At 31.1% G+C, this 15,323-nt stretch carries 42 protein-coding genes; all 42 read right to left on the reverse strand.

Annotated features, from left to right (window positions below):
- Positions 1 to 27: 27 nt before the first annotated feature.
- Positions 28 to 543 carry a hypothetical protein gene (locus V7S50_RS11310; RefSeq protein ID WP_336376384.1) on the reverse strand — a complete coding sequence of 172 codons (516 nt, stop codon included), beginning with the start codon at positions 541 to 543 and terminating at the stop codon, positions 28 to 30.
- Positions 544 to 682: 139 nt separating this feature from the next.
- Positions 683 to 949 carry a hypothetical protein gene (locus V7S50_RS11315; protein ID WP_086878034.1) on the reverse strand — a complete coding sequence of 89 codons (267 nt, stop codon included), beginning with the start codon at positions 947 to 949 and terminating at the stop codon, positions 683 to 685.
- Between the two features lie 34 nt (positions 950 to 983).
- Positions 984 to 1,169 carry a hypothetical protein gene (locus V7S50_RS11320; protein ID WP_336376383.1) on the reverse strand — a complete coding sequence of 62 codons (186 nt, stop codon included), beginning with the start codon at positions 1,167 to 1,169 and terminating at the stop codon, positions 984 to 986.
- A 44-nt stretch (positions 1,170 to 1,213) separates the two neighbouring features.
- A complete protein-coding gene (locus tag V7S50_RS11325; protein ID WP_336376382.1) occupies positions 1,214 to 1,579 on the reverse strand; it encodes a hypothetical protein in 366 nt (121 codons plus the stop codon).
- A 23-nt stretch (positions 1,580 to 1,602) separates the two neighbouring features.
- Entirely contained in the window at positions 1,603 to 1,875 is a 273-nt protein-coding gene (locus V7S50_RS11330; protein WP_336376381.1) for a hypothetical protein, read from the reverse strand.
- A gap of 1 nt (position 1,876) precedes the next feature.
- Positions 1,877 to 2,323 carry a hypothetical protein gene (locus V7S50_RS11335; RefSeq protein WP_336584259.1) on the reverse strand — a complete coding sequence of 149 codons (447 nt, stop codon included), beginning with the start codon at positions 2,321 to 2,323 and terminating at the stop codon, positions 1,877 to 1,879.
- Positions 2,324 to 2,355: 32 nt separating this feature from the next.
- Entirely contained in the window at positions 2,356 to 2,562 is a 207-nt protein-coding gene (locus V7S50_RS11340) for a hypothetical protein (protein ID WP_242298625.1), read from the reverse strand.
- Positions 2,563 to 2,575: 13 nt separating this feature from the next.
- Positions 2,576 to 2,734 (reverse strand): DUF4177 domain-containing protein, encoded by a 159-nt coding sequence (locus V7S50_RS11345; RefSeq protein WP_141528308.1) that lies wholly within the window; start codon positions 2,732 to 2,734, stop codon positions 2,576 to 2,578.
- Positions 2,735 to 2,757: 23 nt separating this feature from the next.
- Positions 2,758 to 3,114 carry a DUF1523 family protein gene (locus V7S50_RS11350; protein WP_336376379.1) on the reverse strand — a complete coding sequence of 119 codons (357 nt, stop codon included), beginning with the start codon at positions 3,112 to 3,114 and terminating at the stop codon, positions 2,758 to 2,760.
- Positions 3,115 to 3,130: 16 nt separating this feature from the next.
- Positions 3,131 to 3,376 (reverse strand): hypothetical protein, encoded by a 246-nt coding sequence (locus tag V7S50_RS11355; protein ID WP_336376378.1) that lies wholly within the window; start codon positions 3,374 to 3,376, stop codon positions 3,131 to 3,133.
- Positions 3,369 to 3,629 carry a hypothetical protein gene (locus tag V7S50_RS11360; protein ID WP_336376377.1) on the reverse strand — a complete coding sequence of 87 codons (261 nt, stop codon included), beginning with the start codon at positions 3,627 to 3,629 and terminating at the stop codon, positions 3,369 to 3,371. The genes V7S50_RS11355 and V7S50_RS11360 overlap by 8 nt, the downstream gene beginning before the upstream one ends.
- A gap of 179 nt (positions 3,630 to 3,808) precedes the next feature.
- Positions 3,809 to 4,141 carry a hypothetical protein gene (locus tag V7S50_RS11365; RefSeq protein WP_336376376.1) on the reverse strand — a complete coding sequence of 111 codons (333 nt, stop codon included), beginning with the start codon at positions 4,139 to 4,141 and terminating at the stop codon, positions 3,809 to 3,811.
- Between the two features lie 401 nt (positions 4,142 to 4,542).
- Positions 4,543 to 4,920: a hypothetical protein gene (locus V7S50_RS11370; protein WP_144536553.1), complete on the reverse strand. Its 378-nt coding sequence runs from the start codon at positions 4,918 to 4,920 to the stop codon at positions 4,543 to 4,545.
- 47 nt (positions 4,921 to 4,967) lie between these two features.
- Positions 4,968 to 5,153, reverse strand: a complete 186-nt coding sequence (locus V7S50_RS11375; protein ID WP_319790864.1) for a hypothetical protein — start codon at positions 5,151 to 5,153, stop codon at positions 4,968 to 4,970.
- 77 nt (positions 5,154 to 5,230) lie between these two features.
- The gene (locus tag V7S50_RS11380; protein ID WP_242298631.1) at positions 5,231 to 5,515 is read right to left on the reverse strand and encodes a hypothetical protein; all 285 of its coding nucleotides are present in this window, start codon (positions 5,513 to 5,515) and stop codon (positions 5,231 to 5,233) included.
- Position 5,516: 1 nt separating this feature from the next.
- Entirely contained in the window at positions 5,517 to 5,957 is a 441-nt protein-coding gene (locus tag V7S50_RS11385) for a hypothetical protein (RefSeq protein ID WP_336376375.1), read from the reverse strand.
- Between the two features lie 205 nt (positions 5,958 to 6,162).
- A complete protein-coding gene (locus V7S50_RS11390) occupies positions 6,163 to 6,582 on the reverse strand; it encodes a hypothetical protein (RefSeq protein ID WP_336376374.1) in 420 nt (139 codons plus the stop codon).
- Between the two features lie 25 nt (positions 6,583 to 6,607).
- Entirely contained in the window at positions 6,608 to 6,895 is a 288-nt protein-coding gene (locus V7S50_RS11395) for a hypothetical protein (protein WP_242298645.1), read from the reverse strand.
- Positions 6,896 to 6,927: 32 nt separating this feature from the next.
- The gene (locus V7S50_RS11400) at positions 6,928 to 7,134 is read right to left on the reverse strand and encodes a hypothetical protein (RefSeq protein WP_242298647.1); all 207 of its coding nucleotides are present in this window, start codon (positions 7,132 to 7,134) and stop codon (positions 6,928 to 6,930) included.
- A 26-nt stretch (positions 7,135 to 7,160) separates the two neighbouring features.
- Positions 7,161 to 7,313, reverse strand: a complete 153-nt coding sequence (locus V7S50_RS11405; RefSeq protein ID WP_176520696.1) for a hypothetical protein — start codon at positions 7,311 to 7,313, stop codon at positions 7,161 to 7,163.
- A 323-nt stretch (positions 7,314 to 7,636) separates the two neighbouring features.
- A complete protein-coding gene (locus V7S50_RS11410) occupies positions 7,637 to 7,771 on the reverse strand; it encodes a hypothetical protein (protein ID WP_255258613.1) in 135 nt (44 codons plus the stop codon).
- Between the two features lie 37 nt (positions 7,772 to 7,808).
- Positions 7,809 to 8,090 carry a hypothetical protein gene (locus V7S50_RS11415; protein ID WP_098297430.1) on the reverse strand — a complete coding sequence of 94 codons (282 nt, stop codon included), beginning with the start codon at positions 8,088 to 8,090 and terminating at the stop codon, positions 7,809 to 7,811.
- Between the two features lie 63 nt (positions 8,091 to 8,153).
- Positions 8,154 to 8,369, reverse strand: a complete 216-nt coding sequence (locus tag V7S50_RS11420; protein WP_242299230.1) for a hypothetical protein — start codon at positions 8,367 to 8,369, stop codon at positions 8,154 to 8,156.
- Between the two features lie 59 nt (positions 8,370 to 8,428).
- Entirely contained in the window at positions 8,429 to 8,680 is a 252-nt protein-coding gene (locus V7S50_RS11425) for a hypothetical protein (RefSeq protein WP_336376373.1), read from the reverse strand.
- 1 nt (position 8,681) lies between these two features.
- Positions 8,682 to 9,086: a hypothetical protein gene (locus V7S50_RS11430; protein ID WP_336584262.1), complete on the reverse strand. Its 405-nt coding sequence runs from the start codon at positions 9,084 to 9,086 to the stop codon at positions 8,682 to 8,684.
- A 36-nt stretch (positions 9,087 to 9,122) separates the two neighbouring features.
- Positions 9,123 to 9,317, reverse strand: a complete 195-nt coding sequence (locus V7S50_RS11435; protein ID WP_336376371.1) for a hypothetical protein — start codon at positions 9,315 to 9,317, stop codon at positions 9,123 to 9,125.
- A 71-nt stretch (positions 9,318 to 9,388) separates the two neighbouring features.
- Positions 9,389 to 9,862, reverse strand: a complete 474-nt coding sequence (locus tag V7S50_RS11440) for a hypothetical protein (protein ID WP_242298923.1) — start codon at positions 9,860 to 9,862, stop codon at positions 9,389 to 9,391.
- 42 nt (positions 9,863 to 9,904) lie between these two features.
- Entirely contained in the window at positions 9,905 to 10,081 is a 177-nt protein-coding gene (locus tag V7S50_RS11445; protein ID WP_336376370.1) for a hypothetical protein, read from the reverse strand.
- Between the two features lie 61 nt (positions 10,082 to 10,142).
- Complete coding sequence (locus V7S50_RS11450; protein ID WP_242298925.1) at positions 10,143 to 10,382, reverse strand: hypothetical protein; 240 nt, start codon at positions 10,380 to 10,382, stop codon at positions 10,143 to 10,145.
- Positions 10,375 to 10,608: a hypothetical protein gene (locus tag V7S50_RS11455; protein ID WP_242298926.1), complete on the reverse strand. Its 234-nt coding sequence runs from the start codon at positions 10,606 to 10,608 to the stop codon at positions 10,375 to 10,377. Before V7S50_RS11455 ends, V7S50_RS11450 begins: the two co-directional genes overlap by 8 nt.
- Positions 10,609 to 10,630: 22 nt before the next feature.
- Positions 10,631 to 10,936 carry a hypothetical protein gene (locus V7S50_RS11460; protein WP_242298927.1) on the reverse strand — a complete coding sequence of 102 codons (306 nt, stop codon included), beginning with the start codon at positions 10,934 to 10,936 and terminating at the stop codon, positions 10,631 to 10,633.
- 29 nt (positions 10,937 to 10,965) lie between these two features.
- The gene (locus V7S50_RS11465) at positions 10,966 to 11,208 is read right to left on the reverse strand and encodes a hypothetical protein (RefSeq protein WP_003320064.1); all 243 of its coding nucleotides are present in this window, start codon (positions 11,206 to 11,208) and stop codon (positions 10,966 to 10,968) included.
- A complete protein-coding gene (locus V7S50_RS11470) occupies positions 11,205 to 11,420 on the reverse strand; it encodes a hypothetical protein (protein WP_336376368.1) in 216 nt (71 codons plus the stop codon). Before V7S50_RS11470 ends, V7S50_RS11465 begins: the two co-directional genes overlap by 4 nt.
- A 24-nt stretch (positions 11,421 to 11,444) precedes the next feature.
- Positions 11,445 to 11,861, reverse strand: coding sequence for a hypothetical protein (locus V7S50_RS11475; RefSeq protein WP_336376367.1), 417 nt, complete (start codon positions 11,859 to 11,861; stop codon positions 11,445 to 11,447).
- 17 nt (positions 11,862 to 11,878) lie between these two features.
- Positions 11,879 to 12,220, reverse strand: coding sequence for a hypothetical protein (locus tag V7S50_RS11480; RefSeq protein WP_336376366.1), 342 nt, complete (start codon positions 12,218 to 12,220; stop codon positions 11,879 to 11,881).
- A 140-nt stretch (positions 12,221 to 12,360) separates the two neighbouring features.
- The gene (locus V7S50_RS11485) at positions 12,361 to 12,612 is read right to left on the reverse strand and encodes a hypothetical protein (protein WP_336376365.1); all 252 of its coding nucleotides are present in this window, start codon (positions 12,610 to 12,612) and stop codon (positions 12,361 to 12,363) included.
- Between the two features lie 32 nt (positions 12,613 to 12,644).
- Entirely contained in the window at positions 12,645 to 13,208 is a 564-nt protein-coding gene (locus tag V7S50_RS11490) for a hypothetical protein (RefSeq protein WP_098297419.1), read from the reverse strand.
- A gap of 45 nt (positions 13,209 to 13,253) precedes the next feature.
- On the reverse strand, positions 13,254 to 13,499 hold the full coding sequence (locus V7S50_RS11495; RefSeq protein ID WP_098297418.1) for a hypothetical protein: 246 nt from the start codon (positions 13,497 to 13,499) through the stop codon (positions 13,254 to 13,256).
- Between the two features lie 48 nt (positions 13,500 to 13,547).
- On the reverse strand, positions 13,548 to 13,916 hold the full coding sequence (locus V7S50_RS11500; RefSeq protein WP_098297417.1) for a hypothetical protein: 369 nt from the start codon (positions 13,914 to 13,916) through the stop codon (positions 13,548 to 13,550).
- A gap of 24 nt (positions 13,917 to 13,940) precedes the next feature.
- On the reverse strand, positions 13,941 to 14,126 hold the full coding sequence (locus V7S50_RS11505) for a hypothetical protein (protein WP_319788784.1): 186 nt from the start codon (positions 14,124 to 14,126) through the stop codon (positions 13,941 to 13,943).
- 41 nt (positions 14,127 to 14,167) lie between these two features.
- Positions 14,168 to 14,887: a hypothetical protein gene (locus V7S50_RS11510; protein WP_336376363.1), complete on the reverse strand. Its 720-nt coding sequence runs from the start codon at positions 14,885 to 14,887 to the stop codon at positions 14,168 to 14,170.
- A 3-nt stretch (positions 14,888 to 14,890) separates the two neighbouring features.
- Complete coding sequence (locus V7S50_RS11515) at positions 14,891 to 15,292, reverse strand: BC1872 family protein (protein WP_336376362.1); 402 nt, start codon at positions 15,290 to 15,292, stop codon at positions 14,891 to 14,893.
- Positions 15,293 to 15,323: the final 31 nt, after the last annotated feature.

Below are 15,323 nucleotides of genomic sequence, written 5' to 3' on the forward strand. Positions count from 1 at the left end.
CCCTCTTTGTATGTGTCGTATATCTATTTACTTATTTATCTCACGTTTCAACCTTGCATTAATCGCTGATAGCTCTTCTTCTGTTACATAGCCTGTTTGAATGATATGATAATAATGACCATTTTTCCCGTATAAAGAAGATAGCAAAGATTTTTCCTTTTCATCTAAAATGTTTGAATATATCGGGTACATTTCTTTCATCATTATTTTTTGTTTTTTCTTTTTCCATTCGGATACTTTCTCAATAACAATCGCAGATAATAATAGGAAAAATAGACCGACAGCAACAAGACCATACACAGTCCATGAATGAGAGAAGTAACAAATATATAAAGCGGATGTCATCATTACCTTTCCATGTAACTCAGATGAGAATGAAGCAAATAGCATCATAAATAATCCTGATACAATTGCAAATTCAATGTTTGACGAATCAAAAATATAGATTTCAAGAGGGATAATCGGTAATGCCACCAAGGATAGGAATAACAATGGCAAGATATAGGTTTTAAATATGCCTTCTCTAAGGTTAACGTTCTCCATAAACTCCACACCTTACTTACGATTTCGTATTTGTTTATGATAAAATTATAATATTTTTATATACTATAGTCAATTTAAATAAAAAAAAGAACCTTTGATAGGTTCCTCCTGAAGAATATGTATGGAATATTATATATAACTACATGCAATCTTTAACAGCTAACCACAAAGCATCTGTCAATTCCATTGCCTCATATTCTATGTCATCTACATTTATTATAAATTTCTTTGTTAATAGACTTGTACTAATATTTACTTCATCCAAATAATCTATCATTTTCCCAATTGTTACTTTTTTATGGTGATAATTCGCCCAATCTTTTCTTGGCACAATCTCATTAAATAGAGAATAAAATTGCTCTTCAGTAATTTCTTTCGCTTGTTTAGGTGTTATATGGTATTTCATTTTCAATTATCCTTTCTTTTCATATATGAATCCACTAATAATCCGAGGCAGTTCTTCCCTTATTGAAGTATTGAATTAATTTACCATCAACCACTTTTCTGTTTATGCATTTTACAGGATAATGACCATTTGAAGTATATAACATGATGATTTCTCCAATTTTGTATTCGTACTTTGTTTTTACAGGTTTCCCTTTTCCATACACATTATATTTATCCATTGCACTGCTCCTTATAGGGTTTTACCTTCTTTTTACACTTATGCCTACCTTATGTTTTTCCACTTTCTATAGGCTAAAACTCCCTTGTAAAAGCCATAGTTTAGACGTGGCAACAAAATACCTCTTAATTGATTATCATGATTTTTAGCATTCCAAATCCCTTCCTCTTTCCAAGAATCGTAACCAATGTAAAGCTCCTTATATCCTTGAAGGTATGGCAATAAGAAATTCTTTAAATAATCTTCATATGTTTCTTGATACTCAGGGAAGTAATACGACAAATCAGAATTAGGATTTTTATATTGTTTTTTATAGAACTCATAAAATCGTTTACCTTCAACTTCTAAAATAAATGAGAGTTCTATACGCTCTCCCTCTGAATAGAACACCACATACATATCTTCGAACATTACAAAACACTCCTTTTCTTCCGTCACTCTACGGGTTTTTCTTTCAAAGATTTAGTATATTCCATTGCATCCACTAAGTTTTCTCTTGCTAATCTTGTAGAAAATGCCTGAGTAATCAATAATCTTCTCATATAATAGAGGTCATCCAATGTCATCGTAATGGTTATTTCTTTACCCTTTACTTCTTTTATTTCATCAATACCCTTTTGAATCTTCTCCTCTAATTTCCCCATGATAAGCGTATCTGTAAAGGATACTTCCTTACCCTGAAACTTGAATTCTCTTTTTCTATCCATATTACTCGTCCCTTTTATCATTGTTTTGTTGCCCATCAAGGACACTTAAAACTTTTAAAGAAGCTACACAAATAGCAACGCACTGACATGGGTCAATATATTCTACAATTTCGTTACCAAAACGAAATTCGCATTTAAAATTGTTTAACTCTGTACTGTTTAAAGAGAATGAACAGTTATAATGTTCCATCATTCTTTCGATAACCATCCATGTATGTTTCATATTTTCTGATGGCTTAAAAGTATTAGAATCATCTATCGAAAAACCTCTTTGAATGTCTTCCACCCAAAAACCACCATTTAAGCTTCCATCTTCATAATAGTCATTCAATCCATCCATTGAAGTTTCAATGCTCCATCCCATTACCTTTGTACCAATTTCAGGATTCAAAGCTTGTAACAATAGTCTTCTCTCTTTGATTTTCTGAATCAAATCTTTAATATCCATTTTTTACACGCCCTCACTTTTGATTATTTCTACTATTCTTTCAACAGTTCTTCTGCTCTTTGCATCATCTCTTGCAGTTTATTTTCTACCTTCATCTGTCCTTCTGCCTTGTCGATATTATTCTTTAGCAGGAAATATGCTACTACCACAATATCAGAGGACAAATATCCCATTTCACGCATTTCATGTTCAATTTTTTCTGCATCATTCTTATATCCTTGCTCTTGGTATTCATTCATAGGTATATCCTCCTTAAACGATTTTTCTTTTGAACACATACTCTCCACTATCAATCATGACTAACTCCCAACCTTCTGCTCCTAACTCATTCAGCTTGTTCACATCAAGTTCAGAATGATGCGGTCGTGTTAACTTTTGGAACTCAACTTTTTTATATTCAAACTTCTCCATTCATAATCATCCTTTTTATATTTTTATTGTTTTTCAACTACTGTATCTACATTAGGAAATAAAGATAATATAGGAACTCTATAACCACGCAATCTAAATTCATATTTCTCACCTTGATGAATCTTAGCTTGTACATCTGCTGAATCAAACTTGAACATTAACAAACTATCTTCATTTACAATAACCGTTTCAGAATTATTTTTCTGTTTTACAACTATATAAAACTTATCTACTTCTTCCTGACGTTTTGAATACTTTTCTATCACTTCACCTTTTACAGTTGTAATATGTGTATAGTTCAGCATTTCTCCTACAATCGCTAATAACATCAAGAAAACAAATCCTATAAGCATCCACGATTTTCGCGTTGTTCCAATCATATTCGCCTCATCCTTTTCATTTAGATTTAATTTCTTCAACTACCCATGACATTACATATCCACATCTATCAGCTAATTTTTCAGCCATGTTTTCGGCTCTCTTTCTTGATTTATATTTTCTTGTATACTCGTCAACAACATCTCTTGTTAAAGGTATGAGGATACCGCCATAAATATGGTTTTTCCCTTTCCAATAACCATATGAATTACCTGCATCCTTTGGTTTTTCTTCACTTGAAAGATAAATTACATATTCAAACATTTAATTCATTCGTCTTTTTCATGCATTTTTTCTTTCCCATTAAAGAAATCATCTTTTTGGACACTTGATAATTCACGCTTAAATAAAAACTATCTCTAAGCCTTGCTGATACCAATTTAACATCGTCAACAGACTCAAATGGAAAATCATTCATTCTATTAATTATTTGATTTGCCACTTCTTGTTGTAATCTTTGAAACTCATTCGAACCCATTACACTATTAATAAAATCATTTATCTGTTTTGTCTCCATAACTATAACCTCCGAGATTTTAATTGTTAGTTCAGATACATTAACAATATGAGCTATTAATCTTCACGGTAAATTATAATATTTATATCAACTATAGTCAATTTAATATAAATAAAAAAGAAACCTTTATAGGTTCCTTTTTGTTTTAATTTAATTCTTCACATGCTAAAATCTGCGTTTTATTCATAAGTTTCAATCTTTAGTATTAATGTTTTCTTTTCAAAATTAATCTCATATGAACTATAGCAAACTTGTTTAGCTAAATGATTATCAATAACAAAATCTTCATCAATTTCATCATCATATGCTTGAATTAACTTAATGTAGTCACGTTCAACAGCTTCTTCACTTCTAAAAGTAGTGATGCTCGTATCTAAATCGCCTAATGAAATATTTCCACAAACAGCAACTAAATCTTCATAACTAACATTTAGTTGTTCATCGTTAATAATTACAGTTCCTTCACGAATTCCTTCAATTTCATTTCCACCAATTAAATGTCCTACTATCATTTTCATTTCCTCTTTTCTGTATAATAACTTTTTATTAAAGTGCTTGAGACTACCTGTTTTATATTTGTTCAGTTATTATATGCATTTACTATTCTTTTAATAAAAATAATAGGTTATCGGTATAAATTATTTTTTATATGTTTAAATCCAATTTCTTAAGACATTTTTTACATGCCAGTTCTTCATTTATCCTTAACTCAAATGATTCAATCGTGGTTTCAAAGAAGCTTGTGGATTGACTATACTTTCCACATAGCGAGTCATCGTTTATAAAAGCATGATATTTTGCTTTCGGATGCACCCAATCATGGCTTGTTGTATTGCTCTGCTTTACTGGTAATTGTCAAACTACATTAGCCATTCAACTTACTATCCTCATTTCTATTAAGATTTAATAGATATTAAAAGATAGCCCTTTGAACGGCCATCCATAATGCGTCACACAGCTCTTCCCCTTCAAAGTGGAATCTATCCATCTCCACATCATGATTTATACTGACAAACCATTTCGTTCCATATTCGGAATGAGAATTTTCAATTACTACTTTTCCATAATCGTTTAGGATTGCTATCATATTCGATGTATTACAATGTTTTGCTGTTTTAATTAGCGTATTATGTTTCCACCCTTTGTTTTTAAATATGTCCAACGCACTTTGTACTTTACTTACATTATCCCAATCCATCCAAACAGTGTCTATAAATTTCGAATTACTCAAAGTCAAAACTTGTTCTGCACTTAGTAATACTAATTGTTCTACATTAATGTGACCTTTCATTCTCGTTCCTCTTTTCTATAAAAATAATATTCACATTTTTGGTAAGCTTACTTCTTCAAAAATTTGCTTAACATCATATGACCGAAAAACTTATCTATCAATTTATTATTTTCGTCATACACGTTAATATGAGTGTCTTGCTCTTCAATACTCCATCCTCTTTCACTACAGATGTCAAAATTATTATCCCTTACGCCTACTAAGACGTTTCTTTGGAAATTAGCTAATGGCATAAACCTCTCTCACTTTCTTTAAGTTACCTTCATAACTTACGAATTTCAAAAAACTTCATCTTAACAATATCCAATCATTATTTAATTGTTTCTCCCAAATCAAAATCAGGATTACATTCGTATCTTTTTAATTCATAATAAATTACTTCTTCTTTCTCCTCATTTTGGTCTTGAGAATCATATATTGATGAAATTATATAACCAACACCATTTATACTAAGGGTGTTATCACAATTGCATTCTATAGGTACAGAATGTAATCGACCTATTTTTTCTCCATTGATGTTATACAGTTCATATCTATATCCCTCTATACCACCTGTACCATGATACGATTGTCTAATTTTTAAGTCATACTCCATATTAACTCTCTCCCTTTTGACTACCTTGTTTCGTTTTTTTCTGTATCTCATCCATATATTTAACAGCATTCAACAAACAACGATATGCAGAAGGAAGACCTGCTCTGTCGTCTAACAAAATGTTGTAATATAGTTTCTTCCCATCTGTAAATGGTATAAACCCAGGAGTCTCATTGATGGAATCAAATGGAATATCATTCTCTTCTAAATATTGCTTAACAAAGGATAGCTCACTATTACGTCTCGCTGTATAAACCATAAGATATGCATTAAGTTTTTTAGCTTCTCTTAATAATTGAATAACATACTCATATGAGTGTCCTTCTTTGTGGTAATCGTATACTGTATTATCAAAGTCATACGCTACTACAAGGGAACCATACTTCTTCCATTCCGTAATTAAACGCTCTGTTACATTTTCTTCATATAAATACAAATCCATTTCAATATCTCCCTATCTTTCAAACATTATGTATATAAAAATCATTTAAAAATATATAGTTATACATCATCATCTATATCTGCACCACAATATTGAACTTGCAACGTATTATTAGATAATCCATTTAATAAAATATAAAGATTTATTCTTCTTGATTTTGTGACCATCTTACATACTCCTATCTATGTGATATTTATTCACTCACTTACAGCTCAATAGGCTCCTTTAATTTTACAGGCTCCGTATGATAAACCTCTCTCAAACATTTCCTGGATGCGGTTACCTCTCTATCTATCACAAACTTAATTTCAGAATGACAGTATTGGCATTCCATATGACCTTTATTCTTCTTCAATAAATATCTTTCATCATGAACATATTCACAATAAGGGCATTCCAAACCTTCTTCGCTGATTACATGATTTTCTGGATTTTTGTTCAATTTCATTTCTCTAACTCCCAGAATGCAAGAATAAGCAACACAAGGATGATAGATTTTCCCATTAATGAGTAAAATTTGTTTAAATAATTCTCCTGATTGTGCCCTTACTTCTTTAATAAACTTAGAACCTTTTAAATCACCAAAAGGTTGTGTCAAATCTAACTCTAAGATTTCACAAAACATGACTCATTTCTCCTCTTTAATTTCATTACCATTTGATAATCATATATGTCCCATCTCGCATTTCATCACTATGAGAAACTTCAAAACCTAAACTTCTTAATTTTAAAATAAGTGCATTATATAAATGAGGTTCCGTTAACCAATTATCCCTATTCAAACCAGAATTGGCATGAATCTTTAATTCATAATTCCCTGCATTTGCTTTTTCTATCATCTCTACTTCGATTTCCTCAATCATAGAAGATGCAAAAACATCTCCTTCGATTTTCTTTTGATTATCTGCTAATGCTCTTAATTCTTGTGGTGTTTTCATACCATTTTCTCCTCTGTATATTTTATTTCTCCTCAAATCCTAAACATATCTGGTGTCATATAATTACGAACAATAAAATATAGAAGAATAAAGGTCCCAATACCTGTTACTATTTGAAATACTACATTTTCTGTTATTTTTTCATTTCTTTCCCTCATCTTTTCCTTCTCTATAAAAAATACTTGAGTTAGTAACAAAAGAACTTGAATGCCAATTATTATGTATAGACCTGTACTCATATAAAATCCTCCATTATGCATCCATTTTACTTAGCTAAATATTCTTCATAAGAGATGGATACAGGCTCCCCAATTTCTTTACCTGTCATCTTATCTACCTTAACCTTATAAAAAGCTGTGAATGTGCTATGCCAACTCCCCTGAGTCGTACTATAATATTTCCATTTCCAATTATCCATATTGATTATTCATTCCTTATATATTCAAGTTGTATTACAATCAAAATTTTTTATCTATCTTATCCCCATATAAGCCAACCTGTGCCTATACCTAATAAGAATCCAGGTGTCATCCACTTAACTAATTGCCACGTCCACTGACCAAGCACAACCCATCCAATACCACTTAACAAGGCAACTCACCTCCATTCTTTGCAATTTTAAACTCTTAATGATACAACTTATCAAACATGTATATTAATTTATTACCGCAGTCACATTTAGGAACTTGGTACGCCATTACGTCACCTGCTTTTTACAAAATACTATATTAAATTTTTAGCTTAGTTTTGTTTCTTACCACAATTGCAACAGTAAATAGACTTATAATCTTGTGCTAATTTATATCCTCGTTTGCATTTTGACTGACAACATAATGACAATGGTAAGTCCTCATGTGTCCCTTTTTTGATTGGCATACTCTTTCACCTACTTTTCTACGCAATTCGAATTCAATTAACTTAAATTACCAAGTTCTTTTGTTGCTCCAAAATACGACTTAATAACTGCCATTGCATGTTCTTCATTAGGTACATTCGTTAATTTTATATAGCACTTATCTTGATAAGTTATTACAAACTCACCTTCAAAATCCCATTCTTCATCTTTCTCAATTTCCCTATATATTGAATAACTATCTCCATCTCTACCTTCTATTAAATAGTTTGGCGGTTTAATACTTAATCCTTTTAAATTTGCTTCAGGTGATACAATCACTTTTTTAGTTACTGTATTCATAATTCATTCCTCCATTTTTAATAAAATTTGAATTGTATTAGACTCTACAAAATAATGATTTCATTAAGAAAACCTATTTATTCCTTTTAACTGATTATTTTCTAATTCCAGTTCACGTATTTTTTGTTGCAATTTTTTAATTGTGTTTATAGCCATTAAAGATGTATCTTTAACTTCTTTTTCGTATTCTTCATATTCTTCGACATTCATTAATTCAGCGTTTAAATTCTCTCTTAAATATAAATTCCATAGTTCTGAAAAAGTTTTATCAACCCTCAATTAATGCACCTTCTTTTATAAAAAAATTCAAATTGCATTAAAATACATTTTTGTTTAATTTAAACAAACACTCTCTCCACACCATCTAACTTTTCCCCTTCTTCAAAAGAGTATTTATCGACATAATGATTATTTGCTGGCGATAGATATTTCGCTAAACCTGCTTCTGCTTCTGCTCGTGTATGATAGGTTCTCGTTTTATTCCAAACTGGTTTTTCATCTAAAAAACTTTTAAGCCCACTACTTAAAATAAAAGGAATTCCTACATATCGTCCTTTATTCGTTTTAATAACCCAACGTTCTCTATCCAACTTAATTACCTACTTTCCTACAAATATCTGTCATTATTTCCTCTAACAATTTAGCGTCAGCTTCCCCCAAATCTAACCCTTTGCTCAAGACAGGAATATTTTGAATTTCCGCTAATAATTTATGTAAAATATCATACTCATCAATCTTATGGTCTTCGCTTTTAAAAGCAGATTCCCTTAAAAGAGTAGAAATAAACGTTTTAAAATTGAAACTGATATACCCGTTATCACACAACGTTTCGTATACATCTAATACCATATGCAAAACACTTTTGAAACCTACATCCTCTAAACTCAAAGCATACAATTTAGCTGTAAACAACTTTATATCTTTTTTGTAATCAATGCGTTTATAATGTCCTTTTGTATATAAAATTAGCTGTTTTTCCCAATAATGAAGTTCCATTTTCATCCCTACGTTTCTATGAAATTAAATATCTAATTAGTCTTCTAAACTACTTGGTTCAATTTCTTTCATTTTTTCATGAAGATGTTCCAATTGCATTATTCCCAGATGATATAAGTCATCTAAAGACGCCACCTTATTTTCTTTAATTAATTTTAAAATTGAAGTCCACGCTCCAAAATTTCCATTCATACTCCAATACAATTGTTCTCCTTGTAATTTTTCTTCCATTTCAAATCCCTCTTTGCTAAATAATTTTTTCAAAATTTTCATTAAATTTATAATCCATAATACTACTCTAATTAATCTAACGTTTCCATTACTGCCTTCAAATACTCTTTGAAATCAACTGGAATAACTTCAGTGCTCTTTACATATTCCTCATTATTAACTCCGAAGAACCATCTATCTCCTACCCACTGACTGCCAGAAAAGTTATTCGTCCCAAAAACATCATGAGCTTTAAAAGGACAAATGTCTTCAATTTGTTCAATAAGTGCTTTGATTTCTTTATAATATTTTGAACGTTTCTTAAATGGATAAAAATCTTTTTCTTTTGGATTTTTCAAAACTGCATCTTTAAACAATTCATAAGCTTCAGTCCCCATTCGAACCCCAAAGAAATCTGAATGATAAAACACGAATCCTTTATTTGTTCCATATTTTTCTTTAAAAGACTTAAAAAAATGATTTATATCATATTTTCTTTTTATTGCTGACTTATACCAATCACTCTCTTTACTAACCTCATAAATTGGTGCATCTAATGTTTCCATGACTCATTCCCCATTTCTATCAAATAACAATTTTATTTGGTTTTAACTTCTTCTTGCCACTACAGTTGTCATTTCCACAAACGAATACCCTTTTTCTTTTAAATCTTTTTCAAATGCTTCTGCTTCAACCTTTTCATCAGGGATGAACTCACGTCTCATTATTCCATCCTCTTCTTTTTCACGATAACGAACTGCTAATAATTCATACGTATTACCCATTTTTATCTCTCCATTTCTTGCTAAAATTCAAAATCTACTAAAATAAAACATTTTCTATTAATTACTCACTAAATACTTCATCCCAAGCTTCATCAAACTTTCTTATCCATTCATCTTCTATGAAAGAAAGCTTTTCCGCAATTTCATGGGCTGTAAAATCCTTATCTTCTGTCAATGATACATGCCCCCTATATAACCCAATCACATGTTTATTCATTAATTGATTTGATTCCGACTGACTAAAAACTTCCGTTCCCGTTAAACCCATCTTTGATAAGTATTTTGTTACCAAATCATTCATTTTCGAACCCCTCGGATTCAACATCTTCTTTTTTACAAGCAATTTTTATATACCACTTACCATGTAATAACATGTCAAATCGAATATAGTCGGGTGCAACATCTGTTGTTTCTATAAAAAAGCAATCGTCTTCCGTCAAACACATTAAATCTTTTTTACCCAAATGATTTTTAATTTCAGGCACAGTGATTTCTTTCCAGTTGAAACCGTATTTTTTTATCATCATAAATACCACCTTTTATCATTAATTAAAAAACATATGATTCATATACTTTAATCAATTTACAATCCGACCATTCAGCAACTTCACCATTTAAACGTTCAATTAAATAACATTCATTCTTTTGTTTATCCTGAAATCTTTTTCGTAAATACCCCACCCGATTGATAGCAGAAACATGACTTGATAAAGTCACAGTAACTAAGTCATTAACCTCTACCTGCTCCATTCTCTTTCTCTGTTCTTCTGACTTATGAGTTCCACCACTATAAGCATGTTTATATGCCATTCTTGCATTTGCATCTATAATTTCAGCGACTTGTTCGACCTTCATCCCATCTTCATTCCTTTTACAGACGTTTTTTATTTGTTGGATTCTATTGTTGCTACACCAAACACGGAACATGACTTTTTCTTAAGAATATTTTTGCCATCTAAACTTTTGAAATCGTCCCATGTATCTTCTTTACATTCAATAATTTCTCCATTCTCATCCATCAACTTTAATTTCCATGTATACTCAAACCAAGAACCGTGATAATGATATACATCTACTTTTTTTGCCGATAAAACTTTATAAATAATGCCTTCTTTCAAGTTCCTCATCCTTTCTCATGATTAAAATTGTGACCCCTCATATTCTTTAAAACTTCTTCTATTTCTTTTTTAAGTGCTGAATACACCAGTCCATCCCCAAAACTTGAAGCTTTGCGGATACTTAGCATTAACCCCATGTAATCATCTGCATTACGGGGTGACTTCTCGAATTTCTCAATACCTTCTCTAAATTCTTCTATTTTTCGTTCTCTGCTACGCATACTCTCACCTCGAAAATTAGTTTTTTAGGCAACTGATACAATACAATCTGTTTCACATGTCTCAAAAATTCGTTCTTGTAATTCACTATACAATTGTAACCAAGCTGTTGTTTCGTTCATTGATTGTACTGGATGTTCAATACCATTTTCATTACCAAATAGATATACGTTGAATTTAACATCCAACAGTTCCCATCCTTGCTGAATCAATTCATCTTTTCGATTCAGGTCACTATATAATTCTCTTAAAGTTTCAATCGTAACGTCACTTTTGAAAATCAAAGTTCCTTCGTTTAATTGTAAAAAAAACGTATCTACATCTTTTTTTCTATTTGCAAATGCAACTGCATGTTCAAACGTATCATCTTTCATTACTGAAACAGGCTCTAACAGAACAACCTTTTCACCATTTTCAATCCATCGGTCTGTTACTACTACCATAATTACTCCTCCTCAAATTAACGCATTTTAATAACTGCATTTTTTCCTTGTGAAACGTGAGATAAAAAACTATCTAATTGACTAAAACTTTGTAATAATGGACTACCACCATCATCTGAAATGTCTGTAACCGAACAAATTTGTGACTGATATTCAGAATCACCTGGTAGTGGATTATTAGGAAGCTCATAATAATAATGAGGTTGATGTTCTACTAATAGTGCCTTGATGTCTTCTGCATTTTCTACATATGCAAGATATTGGTCATTGGAAATAACATTTTCTTGCATTAACTGAAATTCTTTGCCGTTAAACATAAATTCATCATGTTTCACTTCAACTAAAAACAAGTCTCTCACCTTATACAACTCCCTTGTAATGTCGTTAACTTTCTTCACTAACTTTTTCATTAACTATAGTATATGACATGATTATTAATTTGTAAATTTTATTTTACTTGAAATGAAATAAAAAAAGCATCTTCCTTAGAAAATGCCTGTCATTCCTTCATTTCATATTCATTTAAAATATTCTGCATGTCTTCATGACAAATAATCAAATTGCTTTCTGTTGCATAGTGTTGCATTCCCTTTTGAATAAACCCCTTATCTAATACAATCTCCTTGCAAATCGTTTCAAATCCCTCTACTACGTCACAATTCACCATATTATAATCAATGGCCGCCATAATAAATCCTACTTGAAAGCTAAGTTGTTCTCTTTCCGATGCATTTACGTTTTTAGTCTCCATTTAGATACTCCCTTTCTGGATTAATTTTTTAATTAAATAATTTTTTCTAATTGATTCATATCAAAGGATTCATGTTTCTGTTCCAAAAGAATAGCTTCAGAAGAATAGTAGACACCTTTTTGATTAACTTCGTTTTCATAGAAAGAATGTTTAAAGAATTGTTGAATATCCTCTTTTTTCTCAATAGATTGCATAAAGCTTGCTCGATGAAACGAAATTTGATTATCTTCTCCAAATGTCATAAGCAATACTTCCAGTCTATCTTTATATTTTTCATTCATCCACTGTTCTAACTCACCTGACCCATGGTTCACTTTAGAAACCACAATTTTGAATGGTAATAGATTTAGTTTCTCTTCCAATCTAATAATTGAGAAAAACGCATACCCATGTGCTTGATAAAAATGTTGCAGTTTACACTCTTCTTTATCACAAAGGTTAGTTCCACATACAAATTGGTTTGTTTCAGCACAATCATGCGTAGCTTGTTCTCCACAAACAGAACAAGTCATTTCTTTATGTTCCATACAGTATGTTTGTCCTTCTTCGTTCTTTTCCTTACAAATACCAATCCACGCTTTATTAAATTTGCACATCTTATACTCGCTCCTATTCAAACAATATTTAGTAAACTACCCCTTTTAAGAACCACCCGTAATACCCCAACCATAAACTGATATTCCATAATCCTTACCTGATTCATAGCCTTCAGAATATGTATCCGCTAATAGTTTAGCTACCTTACAAGCACTTCTAAAGCTTTCTCTATGAGTAATGGGCTCTTTTATCCTACTTTTACATTTATAGATTTGAAAATATTTATCTTTCTTTTTCTCCACTTTATAGAAGACATCTTCAGCATGAAACCTCATTGTTTCTTTCTCCATTCTATCCCCCTCCGCTTCAGCAAGGTTATGAAGATAACCTCATTATTCTTAAATAGTCAATGGCATTTCTTCTAAGACCGATTCATTTAATTCATAATAAAAATCATTACCTTCCTTATCATTAGAAATTTTTGCAATAACTATATTTTCATATTCGATAATAATCTTTATATCGTGCATTAAATCTTTAACTTTATTTTCATCTATAATATCTGCAATTTCATGTTCATACCATGTGGCAGACCATCTTTCAAAAGTTTTTCGGTAGTCGATTCTTATTAGATATTTCCAGTCCGTTCCTTCATGAGGTTCAATATACATAAGACAAATACATTCATTAGATAATGCATATACACCATCATTCTCCCAATCTACTTTCATTTTGAATGTATTTTTTAATTTATTTATTAAATCCATATCTTTTCCTTCTCTCTACTCATACTATCTATGCCAGATATATTCACCTACGATTCGTATTTCGACTTGATTATCAGTTGTATATTTGACACTTGATATTTCTCTTACAATCACGTCTTTACCATCTGGTGCATCTATTACACACCCTAAATCAATTCCAAATTCAAGTTCTTTTAGCAATAGACTAAATGTAATAAAATTAGATTCCATTTGTATTCCTCTATTTCACTTATTTAAGTATTCATTTTCTGTTAAATTTCATGTAACTCTCCAATATATGCTTTAACTGATTCTATATAAGATACTTGATTATCCCTTTCGAAAGAAGCCTCTATCCGTTCTATTTGTATACTTGGGAACCTTTCTTCTAAAAGGTTTATTAATAATTTCTTATTCTCATCATTATCTGCTAATTGTAATTCGTTACCTTCCTTTATAAGAACGAATCCTTTATCACATAGTTGTTGAATTTTATCTACTGCTTCTTTTTTATCTGACACTGGTTTTCTGCTAAATATTCTGCTACACCGATTCAAATTAAAAGCAAACTTCACATTCAATCCACCATAATCAGTGAAAGTCATTTCAGAAATATAATTAAATCCAAGTTCTCTCCACCAGTCTTTAATTGTATTGGTTAATGAATGAAGTTGCTCCTTCAAACCATCAATAGGCTTCATTTCAGCCATCTGTTGTTTTAATTCTCTAATACGTAAATTTGCATTTCTAAGGTCTGCACTTCGTCTCTCTCTTTCCTTCGCTAAATCAGATTCATAGTTTGTTGCTTTCGCTACATCTGAAACGTATCTTTCTGATAAAGAGATAAACAGAGACTTCGCTTCTTCCGTTAGCTTACCTTGAGATAACAATTCGTGCATTTGATGTGCCGAGAAACTTAAATCTTTTAATCCTTTTAAGGCAATTGCCCTATCATCTTCATTTAAAACAACTAACTTTTTTTGTTCTTCCATCTTTCATTCCTCTTTTCCATTCAATACTGATTTTGTTAAGGCATTAATTGCCAACAATGCAGACTTACAGATAGCCATTTGTACAGTTTCACAGACAGCACTCACTTCAATGTCACCTAATTGAAAATAGCACTTTGTTTTTAAAGAACCTTCTTCTGGTGTAGTTAACAAGAAGTTAAAATGATAATCCTTTCGCATTTTTTCAATTACTAACCAGGTATCCTGTAGCTTCTTAGTTGGTTTAAATACATTTAGATTATCTTTTTCAAGGATTCCAACATCGTCTATATCTCTTCCCCCACAGAAAATACCTGTATCAAAAAATTCAGTTCCATCAGGTGCAATCTCTACTTTCCATCCCATTACCTGCTCCGCAATCAAAATATGCAACTCTCTGTTTTTCATTTCGCATTCTCCTTCTCTCCCAAATAACGAA

This window comes from Bacillus sp. CCNWLW194 (assembly GCF_037120585.1).
GTDB classification, from domain to species: domain Bacteria; phylum Bacillota; class Bacilli; order Bacillales; family Bacillaceae_G; genus Bacillus_A; species Bacillus_A basilensis.

Excerpts from the sequence above, each read along its gene's own strand:
- V7S50_RS11385 (WP_336376375.1), bottom strand. The coding sequence starts at position 5,957 with ATGGATTTGTATTTATATGAAGAAAATGTAACAGAGCGTTTAATTACG.
- V7S50_RS11500 (WP_098297417.1), bottom strand. The coding sequence starts at position 13,916 with ATGGATTTAATAAATAAATTAAAAAATACATTCAAAATGAAAGTAGAT.
- V7S50_RS11360 (WP_336376377.1), bottom strand. The coding sequence starts at position 3,629 with ATGGAGACAAAACAGATAAATGATTTTATTAATAGTGTAATGGGTTCG.
- V7S50_RS11490 (WP_098297419.1), bottom strand. The coding sequence starts at position 13,208 with ATGTGCAAATTTAATAAAGCGTGGATTGGTATTTGTAAGGAAAAGAAC.
- V7S50_RS11400 (WP_242298647.1), bottom strand. The coding sequence starts at position 7,134 with ATGAGTACAGGTCTATACATAATAATTGGCATTCAAGTTCTTTTGTTA.
- V7S50_RS11370 (WP_144536553.1), bottom strand. The coding sequence starts at position 4,920 with ATGAAAGGTCACATTAATGTAGAACAATTAGTATTACTAAGTGCAGAA.
- V7S50_RS11510 (WP_336376363.1), bottom strand. The coding sequence starts at position 14,887 with ATGGAAGAACAAAAAAAGTTAGTTGTTTTAAATGAAGATGATAGGGCA.
- V7S50_RS11355 (WP_336376378.1), bottom strand. The coding sequence starts at position 3,376 with ATGTTTGAATATGTAATTTATCTTTCAAGTGAAGAAAAACCAAAGGAT.
- V7S50_RS11475 (WP_336376367.1), bottom strand. The coding sequence starts at position 11,861 with ATGGTAGTAGTAACAGACCGATGGATTGAAAATGGTGAAAAGGTTGTT.
- V7S50_RS11495 (WP_098297418.1), bottom strand. The coding sequence starts at position 13,499 with ATGGAGAAAGAAACAATGAGGTTTCATGCTGAAGATGTCTTCTATAAA.
- V7S50_RS11435 (WP_336376371.1), bottom strand. The coding sequence starts at position 9,317 with ATGGAAGAAAAATTACAAGGAGAACAATTGTATTGGAGTATGAATGGA.
- V7S50_RS11330 (WP_336376381.1), bottom strand. The coding sequence starts at position 1,875 with ATGGATAGAAAAAGAGAATTCAAGTTTCAGGGTAAGGAAGTATCCTTT.
- V7S50_RS11450 (WP_242298925.1), bottom strand. The coding sequence starts at position 10,382 with ATGAATGATTTGGTAACAAAATACTTATCAAAGATGGGTTTAACGGGA.
- V7S50_RS11405 (WP_176520696.1), bottom strand. The coding sequence starts at position 7,313 with ATGGATAATTGGAAATGGAAATATTATAGTACGACTCAGGGGAGTTGG.
- V7S50_RS11315 (WP_086878034.1), bottom strand. The coding sequence starts at position 949 with ATGAAATACCATATAACACCTAAACAAGCGAAAGAAATTACTGAAGAG.
- V7S50_RS11365 (WP_336376376.1), bottom strand. The coding sequence starts at position 4,141 with ATGATAGTAGGACATTTAATTGGTGGAAATGAAATTGAAGGAATTCGT.
- V7S50_RS11445 (WP_336376370.1), bottom strand. The coding sequence starts at position 10,081 with ATGGGTAATACGTATGAATTATTAGCAGTTCGTTATCGTGAAAAAGAA.
- V7S50_RS11460 (WP_242298927.1), bottom strand. The coding sequence starts at position 10,936 with ATGAAGGTCGAACAAGTCGCTGAAATTATAGATGCAAATGCAAGAATG.
- V7S50_RS11505 (WP_319788784.1), bottom strand. The coding sequence starts at position 14,126 with ATGGAATCTAATTTTATTACATTTAGTCTATTGCTAAAAGAACTTGAA.
- V7S50_RS11465 (WP_003320064.1), bottom strand. The coding sequence starts at position 11,208 with ATGAGGAACTTGAAAGAAGGCATTATTTATAAAGTTTTATCGGCAAAA.
- V7S50_RS11485 (WP_336376365.1), bottom strand. The coding sequence starts at position 12,612 with ATGGAGACTAAAAACGTAAATGCATCGGAAAGAGAACAACTTAGCTTT.
- V7S50_RS11390 (WP_336376374.1), bottom strand. The coding sequence starts at position 6,582 with ATGTTTTGTGAAATCTTAGAGTTAGATTTGACACAACCTTTTGGTGAT.
- V7S50_RS11410 (WP_255258613.1), bottom strand. The coding sequence starts at position 7,771 with ATGCCAATCAAAAAAGGGACACATGAGGACTTACCATTGTCATTATGT.
- V7S50_RS11320 (WP_336376383.1), bottom strand. The coding sequence starts at position 1,169 with ATGGATAAATATAATGTGTATGGAAAAGGGAAACCTGTAAAAACAAAG.
- V7S50_RS11335 (WP_336584259.1), bottom strand. The coding sequence starts at position 2,323 with ATGGATATTAAAGATTTGATTCAGAAAATCAAAGAGAGAAGACTATTG.
- V7S50_RS11325 (WP_336376382.1), bottom strand. The coding sequence starts at position 1,579 with ATGTTCGAAGATATGTATGTGGTGTTCTATTCAGAGGGAGAGCGTATA.
- V7S50_RS11515 (WP_336376362.1), bottom strand. The coding sequence starts at position 15,292 with ATGAAAAACAGAGAGTTGCATATTTTGATTGCGGAGCAGGTAATGGGA.
- V7S50_RS11375 (WP_319790864.1), bottom strand. The coding sequence starts at position 5,153 with ATGCCATTAGCTAATTTCCAAAGAAACGTCTTAGTAGGCGTAAGGGAT.
- V7S50_RS11440 (WP_242298923.1), bottom strand. The coding sequence starts at position 9,862 with ATGGAAACATTAGATGCACCAATTTATGAGGTTAGTAAAGAGAGTGAT.
- V7S50_RS11310 (WP_336376384.1), bottom strand. The coding sequence starts at position 543 with ATGGAGAACGTTAACCTTAGAGAAGGCATATTTAAAACCTATATCTTG.
- V7S50_RS11345 (WP_141528308.1), bottom strand. The coding sequence starts at position 2,734 with ATGGAGAAGTTTGAATATAAAAAAGTTGAGTTCCAAAAGTTAACACGA.
- V7S50_RS11430 (WP_336584262.1), bottom strand. The coding sequence starts at position 9,086 with ATGGAACTTCATTATTGGGAAAAACAGCTAATTTTATATACAAAAGGA.
- V7S50_RS11380 (WP_242298631.1), bottom strand. The coding sequence starts at position 5,515 with ATGGAGTATGACTTAAAAATTAGACAATCGTATCATGGTACAGGTGGT.
- V7S50_RS11350 (WP_336376379.1), bottom strand. The coding sequence starts at position 3,114 with ATGATTGGAACAACGCGAAAATCGTGGATGCTTATAGGATTTGTTTTC.
- V7S50_RS11340 (WP_242298625.1), bottom strand. The coding sequence starts at position 2,562 with ATGAATGAATACCAAGAGCAAGGATATAAGAATGATGCAGAAAAAATT.
- V7S50_RS11415 (WP_098297430.1), bottom strand. The coding sequence starts at position 8,090 with ATGAATACAGTAACTAAAAAAGTGATTGTATCACCTGAAGCAAATTTA.
- V7S50_RS11470 (WP_336376368.1), bottom strand. The coding sequence starts at position 11,420 with ATGCGTAGCAGAGAACGAAAAATAGAAGAATTTAGAGAAGGTATTGAG.
- V7S50_RS11455 (WP_242298926.1), bottom strand. The coding sequence starts at position 10,608 with ATGATGATAAAAAAATACGGTTTCAACTGGAAAGAAATCACTGTGCCT.
- V7S50_RS11395 (WP_242298645.1), bottom strand. The coding sequence starts at position 6,895 with ATGAAAACACCACAAGAATTAAGAGCATTAGCAGATAATCAAAAGAAA.